The 15903-nt window shown below is 72.4% G+C and carries 13 protein-coding genes; 6 read left to right on the forward strand and 7 right to left on the reverse strand.

Annotated elements, in window-relative coordinates; genetic code table 11:
• Positions 1-3 precede the first annotated feature (3 nt).
• The 3 genes from QSK45_RS32230 to QSK45_RS32240 all read right to left on the reverse strand — a co-directional run bounded on the left by QSK45_RS32230 (position 4) and on the right by QSK45_RS32240 (position 2641).
• Entirely contained in the window at positions 4-636 is a 633-nt protein-coding gene (locus QSK45_RS32230) for a cytochrome b/b6 domain-containing protein (protein WP_285562439.1), read from the reverse strand.
• Positions 620-1336 carry a molybdopterin-dependent oxidoreductase gene (locus tag QSK45_RS32235; protein ID WP_285562440.1) on the reverse strand — a complete coding sequence of 239 codons (717 nt, stop codon included), beginning with the start codon at positions 1334-1336 and terminating at the stop codon, positions 620-622. The genes QSK45_RS32230 and QSK45_RS32235 overlap by 17 nt, the downstream gene beginning before the upstream one ends.
• A gap of 318 nt (positions 1337-1654) precedes the next feature.
• Positions 1655-2641 carry a hypothetical protein gene (locus tag QSK45_RS32240; RefSeq protein WP_490993649.1) on the reverse strand — a complete coding sequence of 329 codons (987 nt, stop codon included), beginning with the start codon at positions 2639-2641 and terminating at the stop codon, positions 1655-1657.
• 373 nt (positions 2642-3014) lie between these two features.
• Between QSK45_RS32240 and QSK45_RS32245 the strand changes: the two genes are divergently transcribed.
• The 4 genes from QSK45_RS32245 (at position 3015) to QSK45_RS32260 (ending at position 7017) form a co-directional block, all read left to right on the forward strand.
• Positions 3015-3911 carry a DMT family transporter gene (locus QSK45_RS32245; RefSeq protein WP_285562441.1) on the forward strand — a complete coding sequence of 299 codons (897 nt, stop codon included), beginning with the start codon at positions 3015-3017 and terminating at the stop codon, positions 3909-3911.
• A gap of 171 nt (positions 3912-4082) precedes the next feature.
• Complete coding sequence (locus tag QSK45_RS32250) at positions 4083-4616, forward strand: NUDIX hydrolase (protein ID WP_285562442.1); 534 nt, start codon at positions 4083-4085, stop codon at positions 4614-4616.
• Between the two features lie 158 nt (positions 4617-4774).
• Complete coding sequence (locus QSK45_RS32255) at positions 4775-5797, forward strand: phosphotransferase family protein (protein ID WP_285562443.1); 1023 nt, start codon at positions 4775-4777, stop codon at positions 5795-5797.
• A 5-nt stretch (positions 5798-5802) separates the two neighbouring features.
• Positions 5803-7017, forward strand: a complete 1215-nt coding sequence (locus QSK45_RS32260; RefSeq protein WP_285562444.1) for an acyl-CoA dehydrogenase family protein — start codon at positions 5803-5805, stop codon at positions 7015-7017.
• Positions 7018-7067: 50 nt separating this feature from the next.
• On the opposite strand, the gene QSK45_RS32265 is transcribed toward QSK45_RS32260, so the two are convergent.
• Genes QSK45_RS32265 through QSK45_RS32275 form a run of 3 tightly spaced genes read right to left on the reverse strand, consistent with a single transcriptional unit; the run spans position 7068 to position 10142 of the window.
• Positions 7068-7661 (reverse strand): TetR/AcrR family transcriptional regulator, encoded by a 594-nt coding sequence (locus QSK45_RS32265; RefSeq protein ID WP_285562445.1) that lies wholly within the window; start codon positions 7659-7661, stop codon positions 7068-7070.
• A 37-nt stretch (positions 7662-7698) separates the two neighbouring features.
• Positions 7699-9372, reverse strand: a complete 1674-nt coding sequence (locus QSK45_RS32270) for a class I adenylate-forming enzyme family protein (RefSeq protein ID WP_285562446.1) — start codon at positions 9370-9372, stop codon at positions 7699-7701.
• Positions 9369-10142: an SDR family oxidoreductase gene (locus QSK45_RS32275; protein ID WP_285562447.1), complete on the reverse strand. Its 774-nt coding sequence runs from the start codon at positions 10140-10142 to the stop codon at positions 9369-9371. Before QSK45_RS32275 ends, QSK45_RS32270 begins: the two co-directional genes overlap by 4 nt.
• Before the next feature lie 122 nt (positions 10143-10264).
• On the opposite strand from QSK45_RS32275, the gene QSK45_RS32280 reads away from it, so the two are divergent.
• Positions 10265-11488, forward strand: coding sequence for an exo-beta-N-acetylmuramidase NamZ family protein (locus QSK45_RS32280; RefSeq protein WP_285562448.1), 1224 nt, complete (start codon positions 10265-10267; stop codon positions 11486-11488).
• Between the two features lie 83 nt (positions 11489-11571).
• A complete protein-coding gene (locus tag QSK45_RS32285; RefSeq protein WP_285562449.1) occupies positions 11572-12870 on the forward strand; it encodes a serine-threonine protein kinase in 1299 nt (432 codons plus the stop codon).
• Positions 12871-12904: 34 nt separating this feature from the next.
• Here the strand turns inward: QSK45_RS32285 and QSK45_RS32290 are convergent, their stop codons facing one another.
• Entirely contained in the window at positions 12905-15706 is a 2802-nt protein-coding gene (locus QSK45_RS32290) for a penicillin acylase family protein (RefSeq protein WP_285562450.1), read from the reverse strand.
• Positions 15707-15903 lie beyond the last annotated feature (197 nt).

A 15903-nucleotide genomic window follows, 5' to 3' on the forward strand; every position in this document is an offset into this window, starting at 1 on the left:
CGTTCACGGCCGGGGCCGCCACAAAGGGTGCTGCCGCTTCGCCCACTCCTCGCTCACCGTCCCGGTGCGCAGTCCCTTGCGCGCCTCCGGGTCGCCGAGCGCCATGCCGATGTGGCCCGCGAGGACGACGGCGATGGTGAGGGCCAGCCAGTCGTGGACGAAGGTGGCCGAGGTGCGCCAGACCAGCGGGGCGAGGTGGGTGAACCACATCAGCAGGCCGGTGCCGAGCATGACCAGGGTGGCACCGGCGATCCAGGCGGCGTAGATCTTCTGCCCGGCGTTGAACTTGCCCGCCGGACGCGCCTGCCGGCGCCGGTCGCGGCGCAGGGCGGCCCACAGCCAGAGCCTGTCGTGCGGGCCGAACCGGTTGAGGAAGCGCAGGTCGGCACGGAAGGCGCGGGAGACCAGGCCGAGCAGGACGGGGACGGGCAGGGCGAGCCCGGCGCACTCGTGCACCCGGACGACCAGTTCGCGGCGGCCCACCAGGACGGCGAGCTGGGGGATGTAGAGGACGGCCGCGGTCACCACGCAGACGCCCATCAGCGCGGCCGTGGTCCGGTGGATCCAGCGTTCGGCCCGGGAGAAGCGGCGGACACGGGCGGCGGGGCGGGCCGGGGTGTCAGCTCGTAGGCTCATCGGTGCGTCCGTTCGAACGGCCGACCCAGGCGTCGACGTCGTAGCCCAGGTTCTCCCAGTAACCGGGCTTCACCCGGTCGGTGACGGTGATGCCGGAGAGCCACTTGGCGGACTTGTAGAAGTACATGGGGGCGACGTAGAGGCGGACGGGTCCGCCGTGGTCGTGGCTGATGTCCTTGTCCTGCATCCGCAGGGCGACCAGGACGTCCGGGCGGCGGGCCTGGTCGAGGGTGAGGCTCTCGGTGTACGTGCCGTCGAAGCAGGTGAAGCGCAGGGCCCTGGCGGTCGGGCGGACCCCGGCGGCGTCGAGCAGGTCGGCGAGGCGTACGCCCTCGAAGGGCGTGCCGGGCACCCGCCACCCGGTGACGCACTGCACGTCCCTGACGAGCCGGGTCTGCGGGAGGGCACGCAGATCGGCCAGGGTGTAGCCGCGGGGGCGGTCGACCAGGCCGTCGACGGTGAGGCGGTAGTCGGTGGCGTTCTTGTCCGGCACGGAGGCGGCGACGGAGTAGTAGCGAAAGCCGCCGCCGTTGGGCAGCAGTCCGGTCAGGCCCGTCGGGTCGTTGCCGGAGAGGGCCTCCAGGCCGCGTTGCAGGGCGGGCGCGGCGAGCACGCCGAGGGCGCCCAGGCCGAGGGTGCCGAGGAAGACGCGGCGGCCGACGGGGGTGCCGTCCCGCTCCTCGGGGGGTTCGGGGTTCACGTCTTCATTCGAGCACCGGACGCGCCGGGTGACCAGGGAATCGGGGCCGCGGTCAGGCTTTCGTAAGGAATCCGGACGTGCGCGAAGAGGCCCCCGTCAGGAATCCCGGCCGTGCGCGAGGGACCCGTCAGGAATCCCGGCCGTGCGCGAGGGACCCGTCAGGAATCCCGGCCGTGCGCGAGGAGGCACGCCAGGAACCCCGACCCGCGCGCGAGAAGACCCGCCAGGAACCCGACCCACGCACGAAAAGACCCGCCAGGAACCCGACCCGCGCACGAGGAACCCGTCGGAATCCCAGGCCGGGCGCGAAGGGGTTCGTCAGGAGGGCAGTGCCAGGGCGTGCGCGCGGGCGCGGGCCGTGTGGAAGGCGATCCACGGGTCGTGGTGCGGGTAGCACCAGGGCGCCCGGGTGGCGTGGGCGCCGATGCGGCGGAAGAGGGCGGCGGCCTCGGCGGGGCGGCCCGCGCAGGACAGCGCGTGGGCGAGGTGGTTGAGGTCGATGTGGCGGCGCGGGTGTTCGTCGTGCTCCCACTCCAGCCACCAGTCGAAGCCGGCCCGCAGGATCCGCCGGGCGCGCGGCCCGGACCAGTGCCCCGAGGCGGCGGGGTCGGCGGGGGCGAGGCCGGTGGCGGCGAGCACCCGGTAGCGCTCGGCGAGGGCGACGACCGGCAGGACGGCCAGCGGGGAGTCGGCGGGAGCCTCGGCTGCGGCCAGCTCGGCGAGGTCGTACACCTCGTGGGACTCGAACCGGCCGCCCGCGGGCCGCTCGGCGAGGCGGGAGACGAGGAGATGGTGGGCGTGGTGGTGCTCGGGGTGGCGGCGGCGCACCTCGGCGAAGACGTCGAACACCTCGCGCTCGGACCCGAGCAGGCGGGCGAGGCGGAGTAACCCGAGCCAGGGAGTGGGGTCGGCGGGGGCGAGCGCGGCGGCACGGGCGCAGGCCGCGCGGGCCCGCTCAGGGTCCTCCCGTCCGCGCAGGGCGCGCTGGACGCGGGCGAGGGCGAGCAGCGCGGCGGCGTCCGGGGAGTCGGGTTCGGCCTGGAGCCAGTCGAAGGCCCAGGCGGCGGCGTACGGCTCCCGGGCGAGCACGGTCAGCCGGTGGCCCCGGCGGTCCCAGTCGTCGCCGGTGCGCAGCAGCAGGGAGCGGGCGGTGTGGCGGCGGCCCTGGACCAACGCGGCGCGGGCGGCGCGCAGTTCCGCGTCGTCGAGGGCGTCGTCGTAGGCGCCGGGAGCGGCCTGGACGGGGGCGCCGGAGGGTTCCGTGCGGGCCCGGCGCACGACGAGCAGGGGCGGGAGTGGTGACACCGCGGGACTTCCTGTTTCTCGGGCTGCCATCGACCGATCACACACAGCAAACCCGTAGGCCAAGGTTTGCGTCAAGCGGAACGCTGATGTTAATGGGTTCAACTACCGTTCTCCGCAGGGAAATTCGGGCATACGGCAGATACGCGGCCGCCTGACGGGCGGAGCCGGAACCGGCTCGGGGCGCGCGACTGTGGCGTACGCCATGGCGCCGCGCCGAGGGATGTGTCGTACGCCATGGCGCCCCGCCCCTCGGGTGCCGACCATGGCGGGGCAACCGCCCCTTTCCGGGTTCTTCCGGGGCAATGCCGCCCCGGGAGCGCTACAGTCGGCCACTACGCGTCCGTGGTCCGGCCGGATGATCGAGGTACGCAGCGTGTCGGTTCTGGTTCTCCTCCTCGCCGTGAGCGCGGCCTGCTGTCTGGGCCTCGGCTTCGTGCTCCAGCAGAACGCCGCGCAACAGGCGCCGCTGAGCGACTTCCTGTCGTTCCGGCTGCTGCTCGACCTGATGCGGGTGCCGCGCTGGCTGGGCGGGCTCGGGCTGATGGTGGCCGGCATGGTGCTGGGCGCGGTGGCGCTCGGCAAGGGTGAGATCTCGCTGGTGGAACCGCTGCTCGCGACCAACCTGCTGTTCGCGCTCGCGCTGTCCCGGTACCAGACCGGACAGCCGCTGGGGCGCCAGGGTTGGGCCGGGCTGCTGCTGCTCGCGGGCGGGGTCAGCGCGTTCATCACGGCGGGTGAACCGCGGGCCGGCAGCGCCATCGCCGATCCGCTGCGGCACTGGCTGATCATCGGCCTGATGGTGGGCGCGGCCCTGGCCCTGACCACGTACGCCAAGCGCTCCCGGCTGAACTGGGGTCCCGTGCTGCTGGCCCTGGCGGCCGGGCTGTTGTACGGGGTGCAGGACGCGCTGACCCGGGTGAGCGGCACGCTCTTCGCCGACGGCGGCCTCACGGAGCTGTTCACCAGCTGGCAGCCCTACGGCGTCTTCGCGTGCGGGGCCACCGGACTGGTCCTCGTGCAGAGCGCGTTCGAGACGGCGCCGCTGCGGATGTCCCTGCCCGCGCTGACCGCGGCCGAGCCGCTCGCCGGGATCCTGTGCGGGGTGGGCTTCCTCGGCGACCGGCTGCGCACCGACACCGGGGCGCTCGCCTGGGAGGCGGCCGGACTCGCCGCGGTGGTCGCGGGGATCGTGCTCCTCGGGATGCACCCGGCGATGCCGTGCGGCGCGACGGAGTCGGAACCCCCGGCCCACGAACTCCAGCGCCGCTGAGCCCCCGGCCGTACCGCATCGTCCACGGTACGCGCGCCCTCCACCGACCCGCGCCCCCACCCCACTCCACCCCACCCCACCAGCACCCTTCGCCAACCCCCGGTCCGCCGCACCCGCAGGGTCCGCCGCACCGCGCCCCTGCCCTGCCCGCCCCCGTGCTTGGATGAGGGCATGAACCCTGCTGACGAGATCCTCGACATCGTCGACGAACACGACCGCGTCGTCGGGCAGTTGCCGCGCGGCGAGGTGTACGGCCGCGGGCTGCGCCACCGCTGCGTCTTCATCCAGGCCCGGGACGCGGCCGGGCGGCTGTTCGTCCATCAGCGCACGGCGACCAAGCTGGTGTTCCCCTCCCTGTACGACCCGTTCGTCGGCGGCGTCGTCGGCGCGGGCGAGTCCTACGACGAGGCGGCACTGCGGGAGGCCGAGGAGGAACTCGGCGTGACCGGGCTGCCCCGGCCGACGTACCTCTTCAAGTTCCTCTACGACGACGGGGCCGGGAAGACCTGGTGGTCGGCGGTGTACGAGGTGCGCTGCGACCTGCCGGTGAAGCCGCAGGTGGAGGAGGTCCAGTGGCACGACTTCCTCACCGACGAGGAAGTCGAGCGGCGCCTCGGCGAGTGGGAGTGGGTGCCGGACGGGCTGGCGGCGTACGAGAGGCTCGCGGAGTTCCGCGCCGCGAACGCCGGGAACGTCGGGAACTGAGCCCCGGGAGAAGGCACTCCCGGGGGCGGACCGGGGCCCGCGTCCCCGTGGCCCCGGTCACGTTTCCCGTCGCGTTCGCCGCACACACTGGACGACATACCGACCGGTCGGCATCATGAGTCGAGTCCTGTACGCGACCGTTCTCGTAGGAGTGACACATGAGCGTCGACCACCCGCCCGGACTCGACCTGGACCGGCTGCGCGCCCTGCTGGAGCGAGAGCGCCCCGGCCTGGTGCGGGGACCGCTCGGCGGCCGGCTGATCGAGGGCGGCAGGTCGAACCTCACCTACGCGGTCTCCGACGGCACCTCGAAGTGGGTCGTGCGCCGGCCGCCGCTCGGCCATGTGCTGGCCACCGCGCACGACATGAGGCGCGAGCACCGGGTGATCAGCGCCCTGCACCCCACCGCCGTGCCGGTCCCCGCGCCGGTGCTGCTGTGCGAGGACGAGGAGGTGCTCGGCGCGCCGTTCTACATGATGGAGTTCGTGGCGGGCACCCCGTACCGCACCGCCGCGCAGCTCGCCCCGCTCGGCGAGGAGCGCGTGCGGGGCGCCGTGCTGTCCCTGGTGGACACGCTGGTCGAACTGCACGCCGTGGACCCCGCCGAGGTGGGCCTCGGCGACTTCGGCCGGCCCGAGGGCTACCTGGACCGGCAGCTGCGCCGCTGGGGCAAGCAGCTGGACGCCTCCCGCAACCGCGACCTGCCCGGCATCGACGAGCTGCACGCCGAACTCGCCCGCAAGCTGCCCGTATCACCCGCCGCCGCGGTCGTCCACGGCGACTACCGGCTGGACAACGTGCTGATCGGGGCGGACGACAAGATCACCGCGATCCTCGACTGGGAGATGTCCACGCTGGGCGACCCGCTGACCGACCTCGGTCTGCTGGTGATGTACAGCCGCTCCCTGGACGTGCCGGACTCGCCCGTCTCCACGACCGCCGAGGCGCCCGGCCACCCGGCGCCGGAAGAGCTGGTCGAGCGGTACGCGGCGCGTTCCGGGCGGGACGTCTCGGCCGTCTCCTGGTACGAGGCGTTCGCCTTCTTCAAGCTCGCCGTGATCCTCGAGGGCATCCACTACCGCTTCACCCTGGGCCAGACGGTCGGACGCGGCTTCGACCGGATCGGCGAGCTGGTGCCCGTCTTCATCGACCACGGACTGACCACCCTTCAGGAAGGCTGACCCTCATGGACTTCGCGTTCGACGCGCGCACCGAGGAACTGCGTGCCAAGCTGCTCGCCTTCATGGACGAGCACGTCTACCCGGCCGAACCGGTCGCCGAGGAGCAGCGGGCCGCCCTCGCCTCCCCGTGGGACACCCCGGCGGTGGTCGAGGAGCTGAAGGCGGAGGCGCGCAGGCAGGGGCTGTGGAACCTCTTCCTGCCCGACACCGAGTACGGCGCGGGGCTGACGAACCTCCAGTACGCGCCGCTGGCCGAGATCACCGGCCGGTCCCCGCACCTGGCGCCCACCGCGACCAACTGCGCCGCGCCCGACACCGGGAACATGGAGGTGCTGGCGCAGTTCGGCGACGAGGCGCAGAAGAAGCAGTGGCTGGAGCCGCTGCTCGCCGGTGAGATCCGTTCCGCGTTCGCGATGACCGAGCCGGAGGTGGCCTCCTCGGACGCCACCAACATCACCACGCTCATCGAGCGGGACGGCGACGAGTACGTCATCACCGGTCGCAAGTGGTACATCTCCGGGGCGATGAGCCCGGACTGCCAGATCTTCATCGTGATGGGCAAGACGGACCCGGACGGCGCGGACATCCGCCGCCAGCAGTCCATGGTCCTGGTCCCGCGCGACACGCCCGGGGTGACCGTCCAGCGGGCCATGCAGGTGTTCGGTTACGAGGACCACTCCCACGGCGGCCACGCCGAGGTGGTCTTCGACCGGGTGCGCGTGCCGGTGACCAACCTGATCGGCGAGGAGGGCGGCGGCTTCGCCATCGCCCAGGCCCGGCTCGGTCCCGGCCGCATCCACCACTGCATGCGGCTGATCGGCATGGCCGAGCGGGCGATCGAGCTGATGTGCCGCCGGGCGGTGTCCCGTACCGCGTTCGGCAAGCCGCTGGCCCAGCAGGGCGTGGTGCAGAACTGGATCGCCGACGCCCGGGTGACGGTCGAGCAGCTGCGGCTGCTGGTGCTGAAGACGGCCTGGCTGATGGACACCGTCGGCAACCGGGGCGCGCACACCGAGATCCAGGCCATCAAGATCGCCACGCCGCGCGCGGTGGTCGCGATCCTGGACCGGGCGATCCAGCTGCACGGCGCGGGCGGCGTGAGCCAGGACTTCCCGCTGGCCGAGGTCTACGCCGCCGCCCGCACCCTGATGCTGGCCGACGGGCCGGACGAGGTGCACCAGCGGTCGCTGGCGCGGCGGGAGTTGAAGAAGTACCTGTAGGCGGACACGCGAGGGGGGCGGTCGCCGTGGCGGCCGCCCCCCTCGCGCGCTTACGGGCGCAGCGCCCGCAGCAGCAGGTCCGCCAGGTGGTCGGCGACCTGCTGGGGGCTCATCGGCCCGTCCGGGCGGTACCAGGTGGACAGGTGGTGGACGGAGCCGAAGTGGTAGTCCACGACCAGGTCGGCCGGGGTCGCGCTGGAGAAGACGCCGGACTTCTGCCCCTCCTCGACGAGCGCGCGGAACCTCTCGTGGTAGCGGCGCCGTTCGGCCCGCACCTGCTTGGACTTCTCCGGACTCAGGTGGTGCATGGAGCGGAAGAAGATCGAGGCGTCGTCCAGGTTCTCGATGGTCGACACCACGACGTCCGCCGCCGCCCCCCGCAGCCGCGTCTCCACCGGCGCGTCCAGGCCGGCGAAGTGGTCGAGCCGCTCCTGCTGGACGCGGAGCATGCGCGCGTACACCTCGTGCAGGAGGTCGTCCTTGGAGCCGAAGTAGTGGTACAGCGCCCCCTTGGTGACGCCGGCCGCCTCCACGATCTCCTGTACGGAGGTCCGGTCGTAGCCCTGCTCGGCGAAGAGCCGGGTGGCGGCGGCCAGGAGCCGCTGCGGAACAGGTGCTCCGTCGCCGTCCGTCGTCCTGGGCACTGCCGCCACCTGCCTTTCCGTGATGTCGCTGATGTCGCTATTCCTGCCGCTGTCCGCTGCCGTGGGAACGCAGCTCCCGCCGGAGGATCTTCCCACTCGAGGTCTTGGGCAGCTCGGGCAGGATCTCCACCTGGCGCGGATACTTGTAGGCAGCCAGTCTCTCCTTGCAGTACACCGCGAGTTCCTCCGGGTCCGCCTCGGCGCCCGGACGCAGGCTGATGAACGCCTTCACGGTCTCCCCGCGATAGCCGTCGGGCACGCCGACGACGGCCGCCTCGCGCACCGCCGGGTGGGTGTACAGGACGTCCTCGACCTCGCGCGGCCACACCTTGAAACCGGCGGCGTTGATCATGTCCTTCTTGCGGTCCACGACGTAGAGCCAGCCCTGCGGGTCCATGAACCCGATGTCGCCGGTGTGCAGCTCGCCCGCGGGGAAGGTCTCGGCGGTCGCGTCCGGGCGCCGCCAGTATCCGGGGATCACCTGGGGCCCGCGCACCACGATCTCGCCCTGCTCGCCGAACGGCACGTCCGCGCCGTGGTCGTCCACGATCCGCACGAGCGTGTCGGGGCCCGGCAGACCGACCGCGAGCGTCCCGGAGACCGGGTCGACCGGTGCCTCCAGCGTGGTCGGCACCGAGGCGCAGGGGGCGGTGCACTCGGTGAGTCCGTACCCGTTGCGGATGTACGCCCCGAAGCGCTCCCGGAAGCCTTCCACCAGCGCCGGCGGCAGCGGGGCTCCGCCGGAGGCCAGGTGCGCGAAGGAGGCGAAGTGCTCCGGTCCCGCCCCGGGGTGGGCGGCGAGCGCCATGAACGCGGTGGCGGGCCCGACCGTGAACGCCGGGCGGTGCTCGGCGAACGCCTCCAGGACGACGCCCGGCTCGAAGCGGTAGGCGAGCACGAGGGTGCCCGCGCTGTTCAGACAGGCACCGAACTGGCAGACCATGCCGGTGATGTGGAACAGCGGCGCGAGCGCGAAGTAGACCGGGCCCTCGGGCAGCGCCAGCCCGGTGCGCTGCCGCTCCACGGTGTACATGATGTTGCCGTGGGTGTTGGTGGCGCCCTTGGGGGTGCCGCTGGTGCCGGAGGTGTAGCTGATCAGCGCGATGTCCTCGGGCCCCGGCTCCCGGCCCTCGGGCGCCCGTCCGCCCCGCCGGGCCACGGCCACCAGGTCGTCGGCGTCGGGGGCCTCGGGCAGCCGCTCGAAGGTCAGCACCCGGTCGTCGTCGCGTGTCTGGAAGTCCAGCTCGCACCCGGTCAGCACGATCCGCACCGGCGAGTCGGCGGCCGTGTCCCTCAGGTACGCCTCCCACGCCCGGTCGGAGCAGATCAGCGCGGTCGCCTCGGCGTCCCGCAGCACATGGCCGACCTCGGCCGACTTGTACATGGGATTGACCGGCACGACGGTCGCGCCCGCCTTCCACGCGCCGAGCACGGCCAGCACGAAGTGCGGGGAGTTCTGGAGGAGTACGGCGACCCGGTCGCCGCGCTCCAGACCGCGCGCGGCGAGGTGCGCGGCGACCGAGTCGCTGAGTTCGTCCACCTCGCGGTAGCTCAGCCGGGCGTCGAAGTAGCTCAGGAACGCGCGCTCGGGCGCCTCGGCGACGGCGGCACGCAGGGCGTGCACCAGCGAGTCGGCGGGGTCGACGGGGACCCGCTGGGCCTCGTTGAGGAGGGCGAGCCAGGGCCGGGACTCGTAGGGGGACTCGCTCACGCGTGCTCCTCCACCTTCTGCTGGAGCTGGTTCATGCCGGCCAGCCAGCGCTCGGGGTCGGCCGCGCGCATCCGGTAGCGCTCGGCGGTCTGCGGGTGCGGCAGGATCAGGAAGCGGTCCTCCTCGATGCCCCGGAACAGCGCGTCCGCCACGTCCGCCGGCTCGATCGCGTTCGGCGCCAGCACCAGCTCGCCCGCGGTGCCGCTGGCCGTGAGCATGTCGGTGCGCACGCCCTCGGGGCAGATCGCGTGCACCTTCAGCCCCCGGTGACCGTATGTCAGGGACAGCCACTCGGCGAAGGCGTAGGCGCCGTGCTTGGTGACGCTGTAGGAGGGGGCGCCGACCATGCTGATCAGCCCGGCGGCGGACACGGTGGCGACGAACCGCCCGCTGCCCCGCTCCAGCCAGTGCGGCAGCAGGGCGTGGGCCGCGCGGACGTGCGCCATCACATTGACGTCCCAGGACAGCGCCCAGGTCTTCTCGTCCAGCGGGCCGCCGACGTCCCCGTCCGCGAAGGCCACCCCGGCGTTGGCGCAGTACACGTCGATGGAGCCGCCGAGCGCGTCGCGTGCCTCCCCGACGATCGCGGAGGCGTCGCCCGGCACCGCGATCCCGCCGATCTCCTCGGCCACCGCCTCCGCCTTCCGCCCGTCCAGGTCGTTGACCACGACCCGCGCCCCCGCCCCGGCGAACCGCCTGGCCAAGGCGGCCCCGATCCCCCCACCGGCCCCGGTGACGACGACTCCCGCATCCTGCATGGCTTCCACCATCGGTCTCCTTCGACACGACGCGACTCGGCTCAGCGCGGCCAGACTAACCGGTCGGTATGTGTGAAGGAAGGCCCGTCGCATCAACCTCTAGGGGCCCACACTTCCGCACCCACGGAGGCCCCGTGCACCTGTCCCGAAGAAACCTCCTGGCCACCGCCACCGTTGCCGCCGTGCCGGCCACGGCGTCCCACCACCGCGAGACCGTGCGCACCGGCTTCGAACGGCTCGTGGCCGACGACTACCGGCTCCTGCGCGGCCGGCGCGTCGGCATCGTCACCAACCCCACGGGCATCACCAGGAGCGCCGAGCACGTCGTCGACGTGATGCACGCGAGCCCCCTCGTCGAGCTGGCGGCGGTCTTCGGACCGGAGCACGGCTTCCGCGGTACCGCCCAGGCCGGCGGCTCCGAAGGCCGCTACGACGACCCGGAGACGGGCCTGCCGGTGTACGACACGTACCTGAAGAGCGGCCGGCCCCTCGCCGATGTCTTCACCGCCTCCGGCGTCGACACGATCGTGTTCGACATCCAGGACGTCGGCGCGCGCTTCTACACCTACATCTGGACGCTGTACGACTGCATGGAGGCGGCCGGGCTCGCGGGCAAGCGCTTCGTGGTGCTCGACCGCCCGAACCCGGCAACCGGCCGCGAGGCCCAGGGCCCGGTGCTGCACGAGGAGTTCGCCACGTTCGTCGGCCGGCGGCCGATCGCGCAGGCGCACGGCATGACCGTCGCCGAACTGGCCCGGCTGTTCAACGAGGAGTTCCTCGCCGCGCCCGTCCCGCTGGAGACGGTCCGGATGACGGGCTGGCGGCGCACGGAGTTCTACGACGCCTCGAACCTGCCCTGGGTGCCGCCGAGCCCCAACATGCCGACTCCCGACACGGCGTTGGTGTACTCCGGCACGTGCATGTTCGAGGGCACGAACCTTTCCGAGGGCCGCGGCACCACCCGCCCCTTCGAACTCCTCGGCGCCGAGGGCATCGACGGCCGCTGGGCGGCGGCCGCGAACCGGCTCGGGCTGCCGGGGGTGCGGTTCCGGGAGGCGTACTTCGCACCGACGTTCTCGAAGTTCCAGGGCAGGACGGCCGGCGGGGTGCAGATCCACGTGACGGACCGGGCGGCCTACGACCCCGTGCGCACCGGAATCGCCCTGCTGGTGACCGCGCGGAAGGTGTGGGACGGGTTCGCCTGGCGCCCGGACGACTGGATCGACAAGCTGACGGGTTCGGACCGGGTGCGCACGATGATCGACGCGGGCGCGGACACCGACGAGGTGGTGGGCGCCTGGCAGCAGGAGCTGGCCGCGTTCCGGCGGATCCGAGAGGAGTACCTGCTGTACGGGTGAGGCACGAGGGCTGGCCAACTCCGCTCCGTCGCGGGACCATTACGTCAGGTAACGCATCTTTCCGCGGGGCGAGGGAGCCTGGCATGGCGGATCCTGGGACGAGCGTGTCTCCCTACTGGGAACTGACCTTCGACGCGAGCGGGGACGTCGACCCGCCGGAACGCGACCGTCTGCTGGCCCAGGTCACGGACCACGGCGTCCGTGACCTGGTCGTCTTCGCGCACGGCTGGAACGAGGACCGGTCGGCCGCGACCGCGCTGTACCGCCGGTTCTTCGCGCCGTTCCCGACGCTGGCGCCCGGGGCGCGCCTCGGGTACGTCGGCGTGGTCTGGCCGTCGATGCGGTTCAGCGACGAGCCGATCCCCGACTTCCCGAAGTCGGTGGTGGCGACGGAGGCGGAGGCGGCGCCCGCCCCGGCGCTGGACAAGGAGACCCGGCGTGCGCTGCTCACGGCCTTCCCGGACCGGGCGACCGCCCTCGACCAGCTGGCCCGCCTCCTCGACGAACGGCCGGACGGCGAAGCCGGTCTGACCACGTTCGGGCGGCTGGTGCGGCTGCTGCTGGACGGGGCGGGTCCGGCGGCGGGGGACACGGACGAGCAGGGCGAGCCGGCCGTGTTCACCGAGGAACCCGCCACGGTCTGCGCGGAGTTCGCCGACGCGCTGGCCGCGGTCGCGGACCCGGCCGGCACCGAGGGATTCGGGCTGCCCAACCCCTGGGAGGGCGCCAAGGAACTGCTGCGGCAGGCGGCGTACTACCAGATGAAGGGGCGCGCCGGCACCGTCGGCGAACACGGACTCGGACCGCTGCTCGGCACGTTGGCCGCCACGGCGCCCGGGGTGCGGGTGCATCTGGTGGGGCACAGCTTCGGCGGGCGGCTGGTGTCGTTCGCGCTGCGCGGGCTGCCCGACGAGGTGCGCCCGGTGAAGTCCGTGACGCTGCTCGAAGCCGCCTTCTCCCACTACGCGTTCGCCGAGCGGCTGCCCGACGACCCGCAGCGGTCGGGCGCGTTGAAGGGTCAGCAGGGGCGCGTCGACGGCCCGGTGGTGTGCTGCCACTCGCGCTTCGACGCGGCGCTCGGCACGTTCTACCCGCTGGCCTCACGGCTCGCCGGGGACGACCGGTCCTGCCTCGGCAACGAGATCGCGGCCGTGCTGGGCCCCCGGTGGGGCGCGATGGGCCACGACGGGGTGCAGGCGGTGCCGGGCACGGCCCGGCTGGACCTGGCCGGCGCCCTGGCGGGCCGGCTGCCCGCGTCGGGGTGCGTGAACGTGGACGCGGCCGCGGTGGTCCGCCGGGGCGGTCCGCCGGCCGGGGCGCACAGCGACATCCTGCACCCCGAGCTGGCGCGGGTGGTGCTGGCGGCGGGCCGGATCGCCTGACCCGCCGCCAGTCACCGCTTGCCCGGTCCGGCTGTCACCGGTGCGAGGTGTACTCCACGACCTGCTGGAAGGTCGGCCGGTTCTGCCAGCTGATGTTGCCGTGCTTGATGCCGCCCAGCGTGCGCTGGACGATCGAGTCGGCGCACCACTGGTCACCGGCGGAGCAGAGACCGTCGCCCGGGTAGACCTGGGCGGCGGTCATCCCGGCGGCCTGCTTGAGGGTGCTGATCAGGGCGTCCCGGCAGGAGCCGAGGTCGCCGCCACCGCAGTACTTCTCGGCGAGGGGGCCCTGCACGCTCTGCCCGAGCACCGTCCGGATGTCCTTGTCGACATAGCTCCACCAGCCGTACTGGAAGGAGCTTCCGGCGTGCGAGCCGGTCGGACCGTGTCCGGCGGACGGGGCCTCGTCGACGGACAGGTTGGCGGTGAGCGCGTCGTACAGGTCGCTGCCGAGACCGGGCTGGAACTCCGCCTTGACCAGCAGCGGCCACCAGGCGTCCAGGATGCGGATCGCGTCGGCGTCGGCGTAGGTCTTGGAACCGGCGGAGGTCTCGGTGCGCCGGGCGCCCGCGCTCACCCATGCCTGGAGCTTGCTCACCGCGGCGGCGGCCGTGGGGTCGGTCACCGGCGAGGAGCCGATCACCTGGAGCAGTTCGGGCAGCACGTCCTCGGCGCGCAGGTCGGTGACCGCGGCGGACGCCATGGCCTGCACCAGCTCGGCGCGGGTCACCCCGCCGGCCGCGACCAGCTTCTTCACCCTGTCGTTCAGCAGATTGCCGCGGTGCACGGAGCCGTCGCCCCAGGACGCGGTGGTGTAGTCCTTGGCCTGCTTGTTGTTCCAGGAGACGTAGTAGTCCTGGTCGACGGAGTTGGGATGGGCCGAAGGCGCGGTGTAGTCGGCCGTGTTGGTGTCCGGGTTCCAGTTCCGCCACTCGTACGCGGGCTGCGCCCACACCGGGAAGTCGGCGTCGACGCCGTCCGCGCGGACCGGGTTGTCACCGCTGTTGTAGTAGGCGGTGTGCTGGGAGTCGGCGTAGAACCAGTTGAAGGTGTAGTTGATGTGCTGCGCCGCGCTCTGGAAGTCCTGGGGGCCCTTGATGGCGCCGGGGTCGTTCAGCATCTGGAAGCCGATGATCGAGTCGACCTCGTGCAGGTAGGAGGAGCGCAGGCTGGTGTAGGCGACCTTCTTGCCGCCGACGGTCGCCCGGTACTCCACCGGCCCGTACTTGGTGCGCCACACCCGCATGGTGTACGACCCGGCGGCGGTCCCGTCGGCCAGCGTGGGCGACCAGGAGTTCTTCTGCTCGACCTTGTCCATGGCCGTGCAGGTGCCGTGGTACAGGTAGTGGTAGTCGTCCTGGCACAGCTCGACCGCGTAGGTGTCGATGATGTCCTGGCCGGACGTGGTCGCGCTCCAGGAGTAGTCCTGGCCGCGGCCGAGTTCGACGTACATGCTCAGGCCCGCGAAGGAGGCGCCGCGGGCGCTGATGCCGGGGCCCTGGATCTCCTGGAGCATGAGCAGCTGCGGGGCGAAGTAGCCGGTCTGCGGCCCGAAGACGGCGATCGGATGGCCGCTCGCGGTGTATTTGCCGCTCACCACGAGGGCGTTGGACATGCCGCGGCGCGCGGAGCCGAGGTCCGTCCTCGCGGCCGTGGTGGAGGCTTTCTCGGCGGCGGTGGTGGCCGCGCTGCCGGAGCGGTCGTAGACCAGCGGTTCCTGGGTCACCGAGCCGGCGTCGGGCAGGGCCCGGCCCTTGGCGTCGGCGGGCTTGGCGACGTACGGGAAGCTCTGGCCGTCGTGGACGGTGAGCACGGCCTCGGGGTCGTTGCGCTCGCGGAAGGACTCCCAGACCCTGGTGCCCTCCTCGACGCCGTACTTGTTCTGCGCGGCCATCAGGGAGAGGGCGTTGTCGACCTCGCCGCCGCCGCCGGAGCCGAACAGCGAGCCGATGACCGAGGCCAGCGCCACCAGGTCGGTGATCTTGAAGTGGTCGATGGTGCCGGCGTTGGTGACGGCGTCCTTGTGCCCGGTCAGGTCGTACTCGCCGGGGAAGTAGCGGCCGCTGTCGGAGGCGTCGATGTAGGAGTTGATGCCGTCCAGGTAGGCGTCGGCGTCCGCGAGGGCCTGCTGGCCGCGGGCGCCGTTGCTCGCCACGGCGCGGTCGATCTGCGCCTGGAGGTCGGCCTCGGTGTAGGGCGCGTTGCGGTAGAACTCCTGCTCCAGGCCCTGGTTGGCGGCGGCGCCGCCGGCGAAGGAGGTCAGCTGGCCCCGGCCGACGTGCCGGAAGACGTCCATCAGCCAGAGCCGGTCCTCGGCCGCGGCGTACCCGGCGCCGAACTCGGTGCCGTAGCGGGTGGTGCCGGTGATGTGGGGCACACCGGTCTTCTTGTCGCGCACGATCGTCACGTCGCTGCGGCCGTCGGGCTTCTCGGTCGAGGCGACCTGGTCGGACGGGACGCCGAAGGAGGCGTCGTTGAAGAAGTTGTTGATGGTCGTGTCGCTGAGACCCTTGTAGCCCGTGGCCAGGTTGGCGTACGGGCCGAGTTGGTCCTCGGCGTGGGCGGGCTGGGTGCCGAAGGCCTGGTTGAGGAGGATCTGCGCGAGGGTGGCGTTGCCGTTCTCGCCGGGCGGCAGGATGTCCGAACACTGGCCGCCGCAGTAGTCGTTCGAGGCGGCGGCGGTGGCGGTCGGGCTCGCGGCGCTCGCCGCGGTCTGGGTGAGGGGTGAGACAAGTCCGGCTATCAGAACGCATACCGACGCGGTCTTCAGGAACCCGGGGAGTCGGCGGAACGTTCTCACTCTGTCGAGGGCGGTCCGTGGGGTTCGCCGTGGCATGGCAGCTCCTAGCGACTGGGGTGCGCGAACGTTACCGCCGGTATCCCCGAAGTTGAAGATGAACATGCGTCACGTTTTGAAGTCCGCAGGAAGGCCCAGGAGAACACCCGCGGGAAGAGACGGAGCCGAAGCGCCTGTCGCTACGTCTATCAGGCGACGTCCGTACGACGACGCCGAAGTGACCGCGGGACAGGTGC

This window comes from Streptomyces hygroscopicus subsp. hygroscopicus (genome assembly GCF_030269125.1).
GTDB lineage: Bacteria > Actinomycetota > Actinomycetes > Streptomycetales > Streptomycetaceae > Streptomyces > Streptomyces hygroscopicus_C.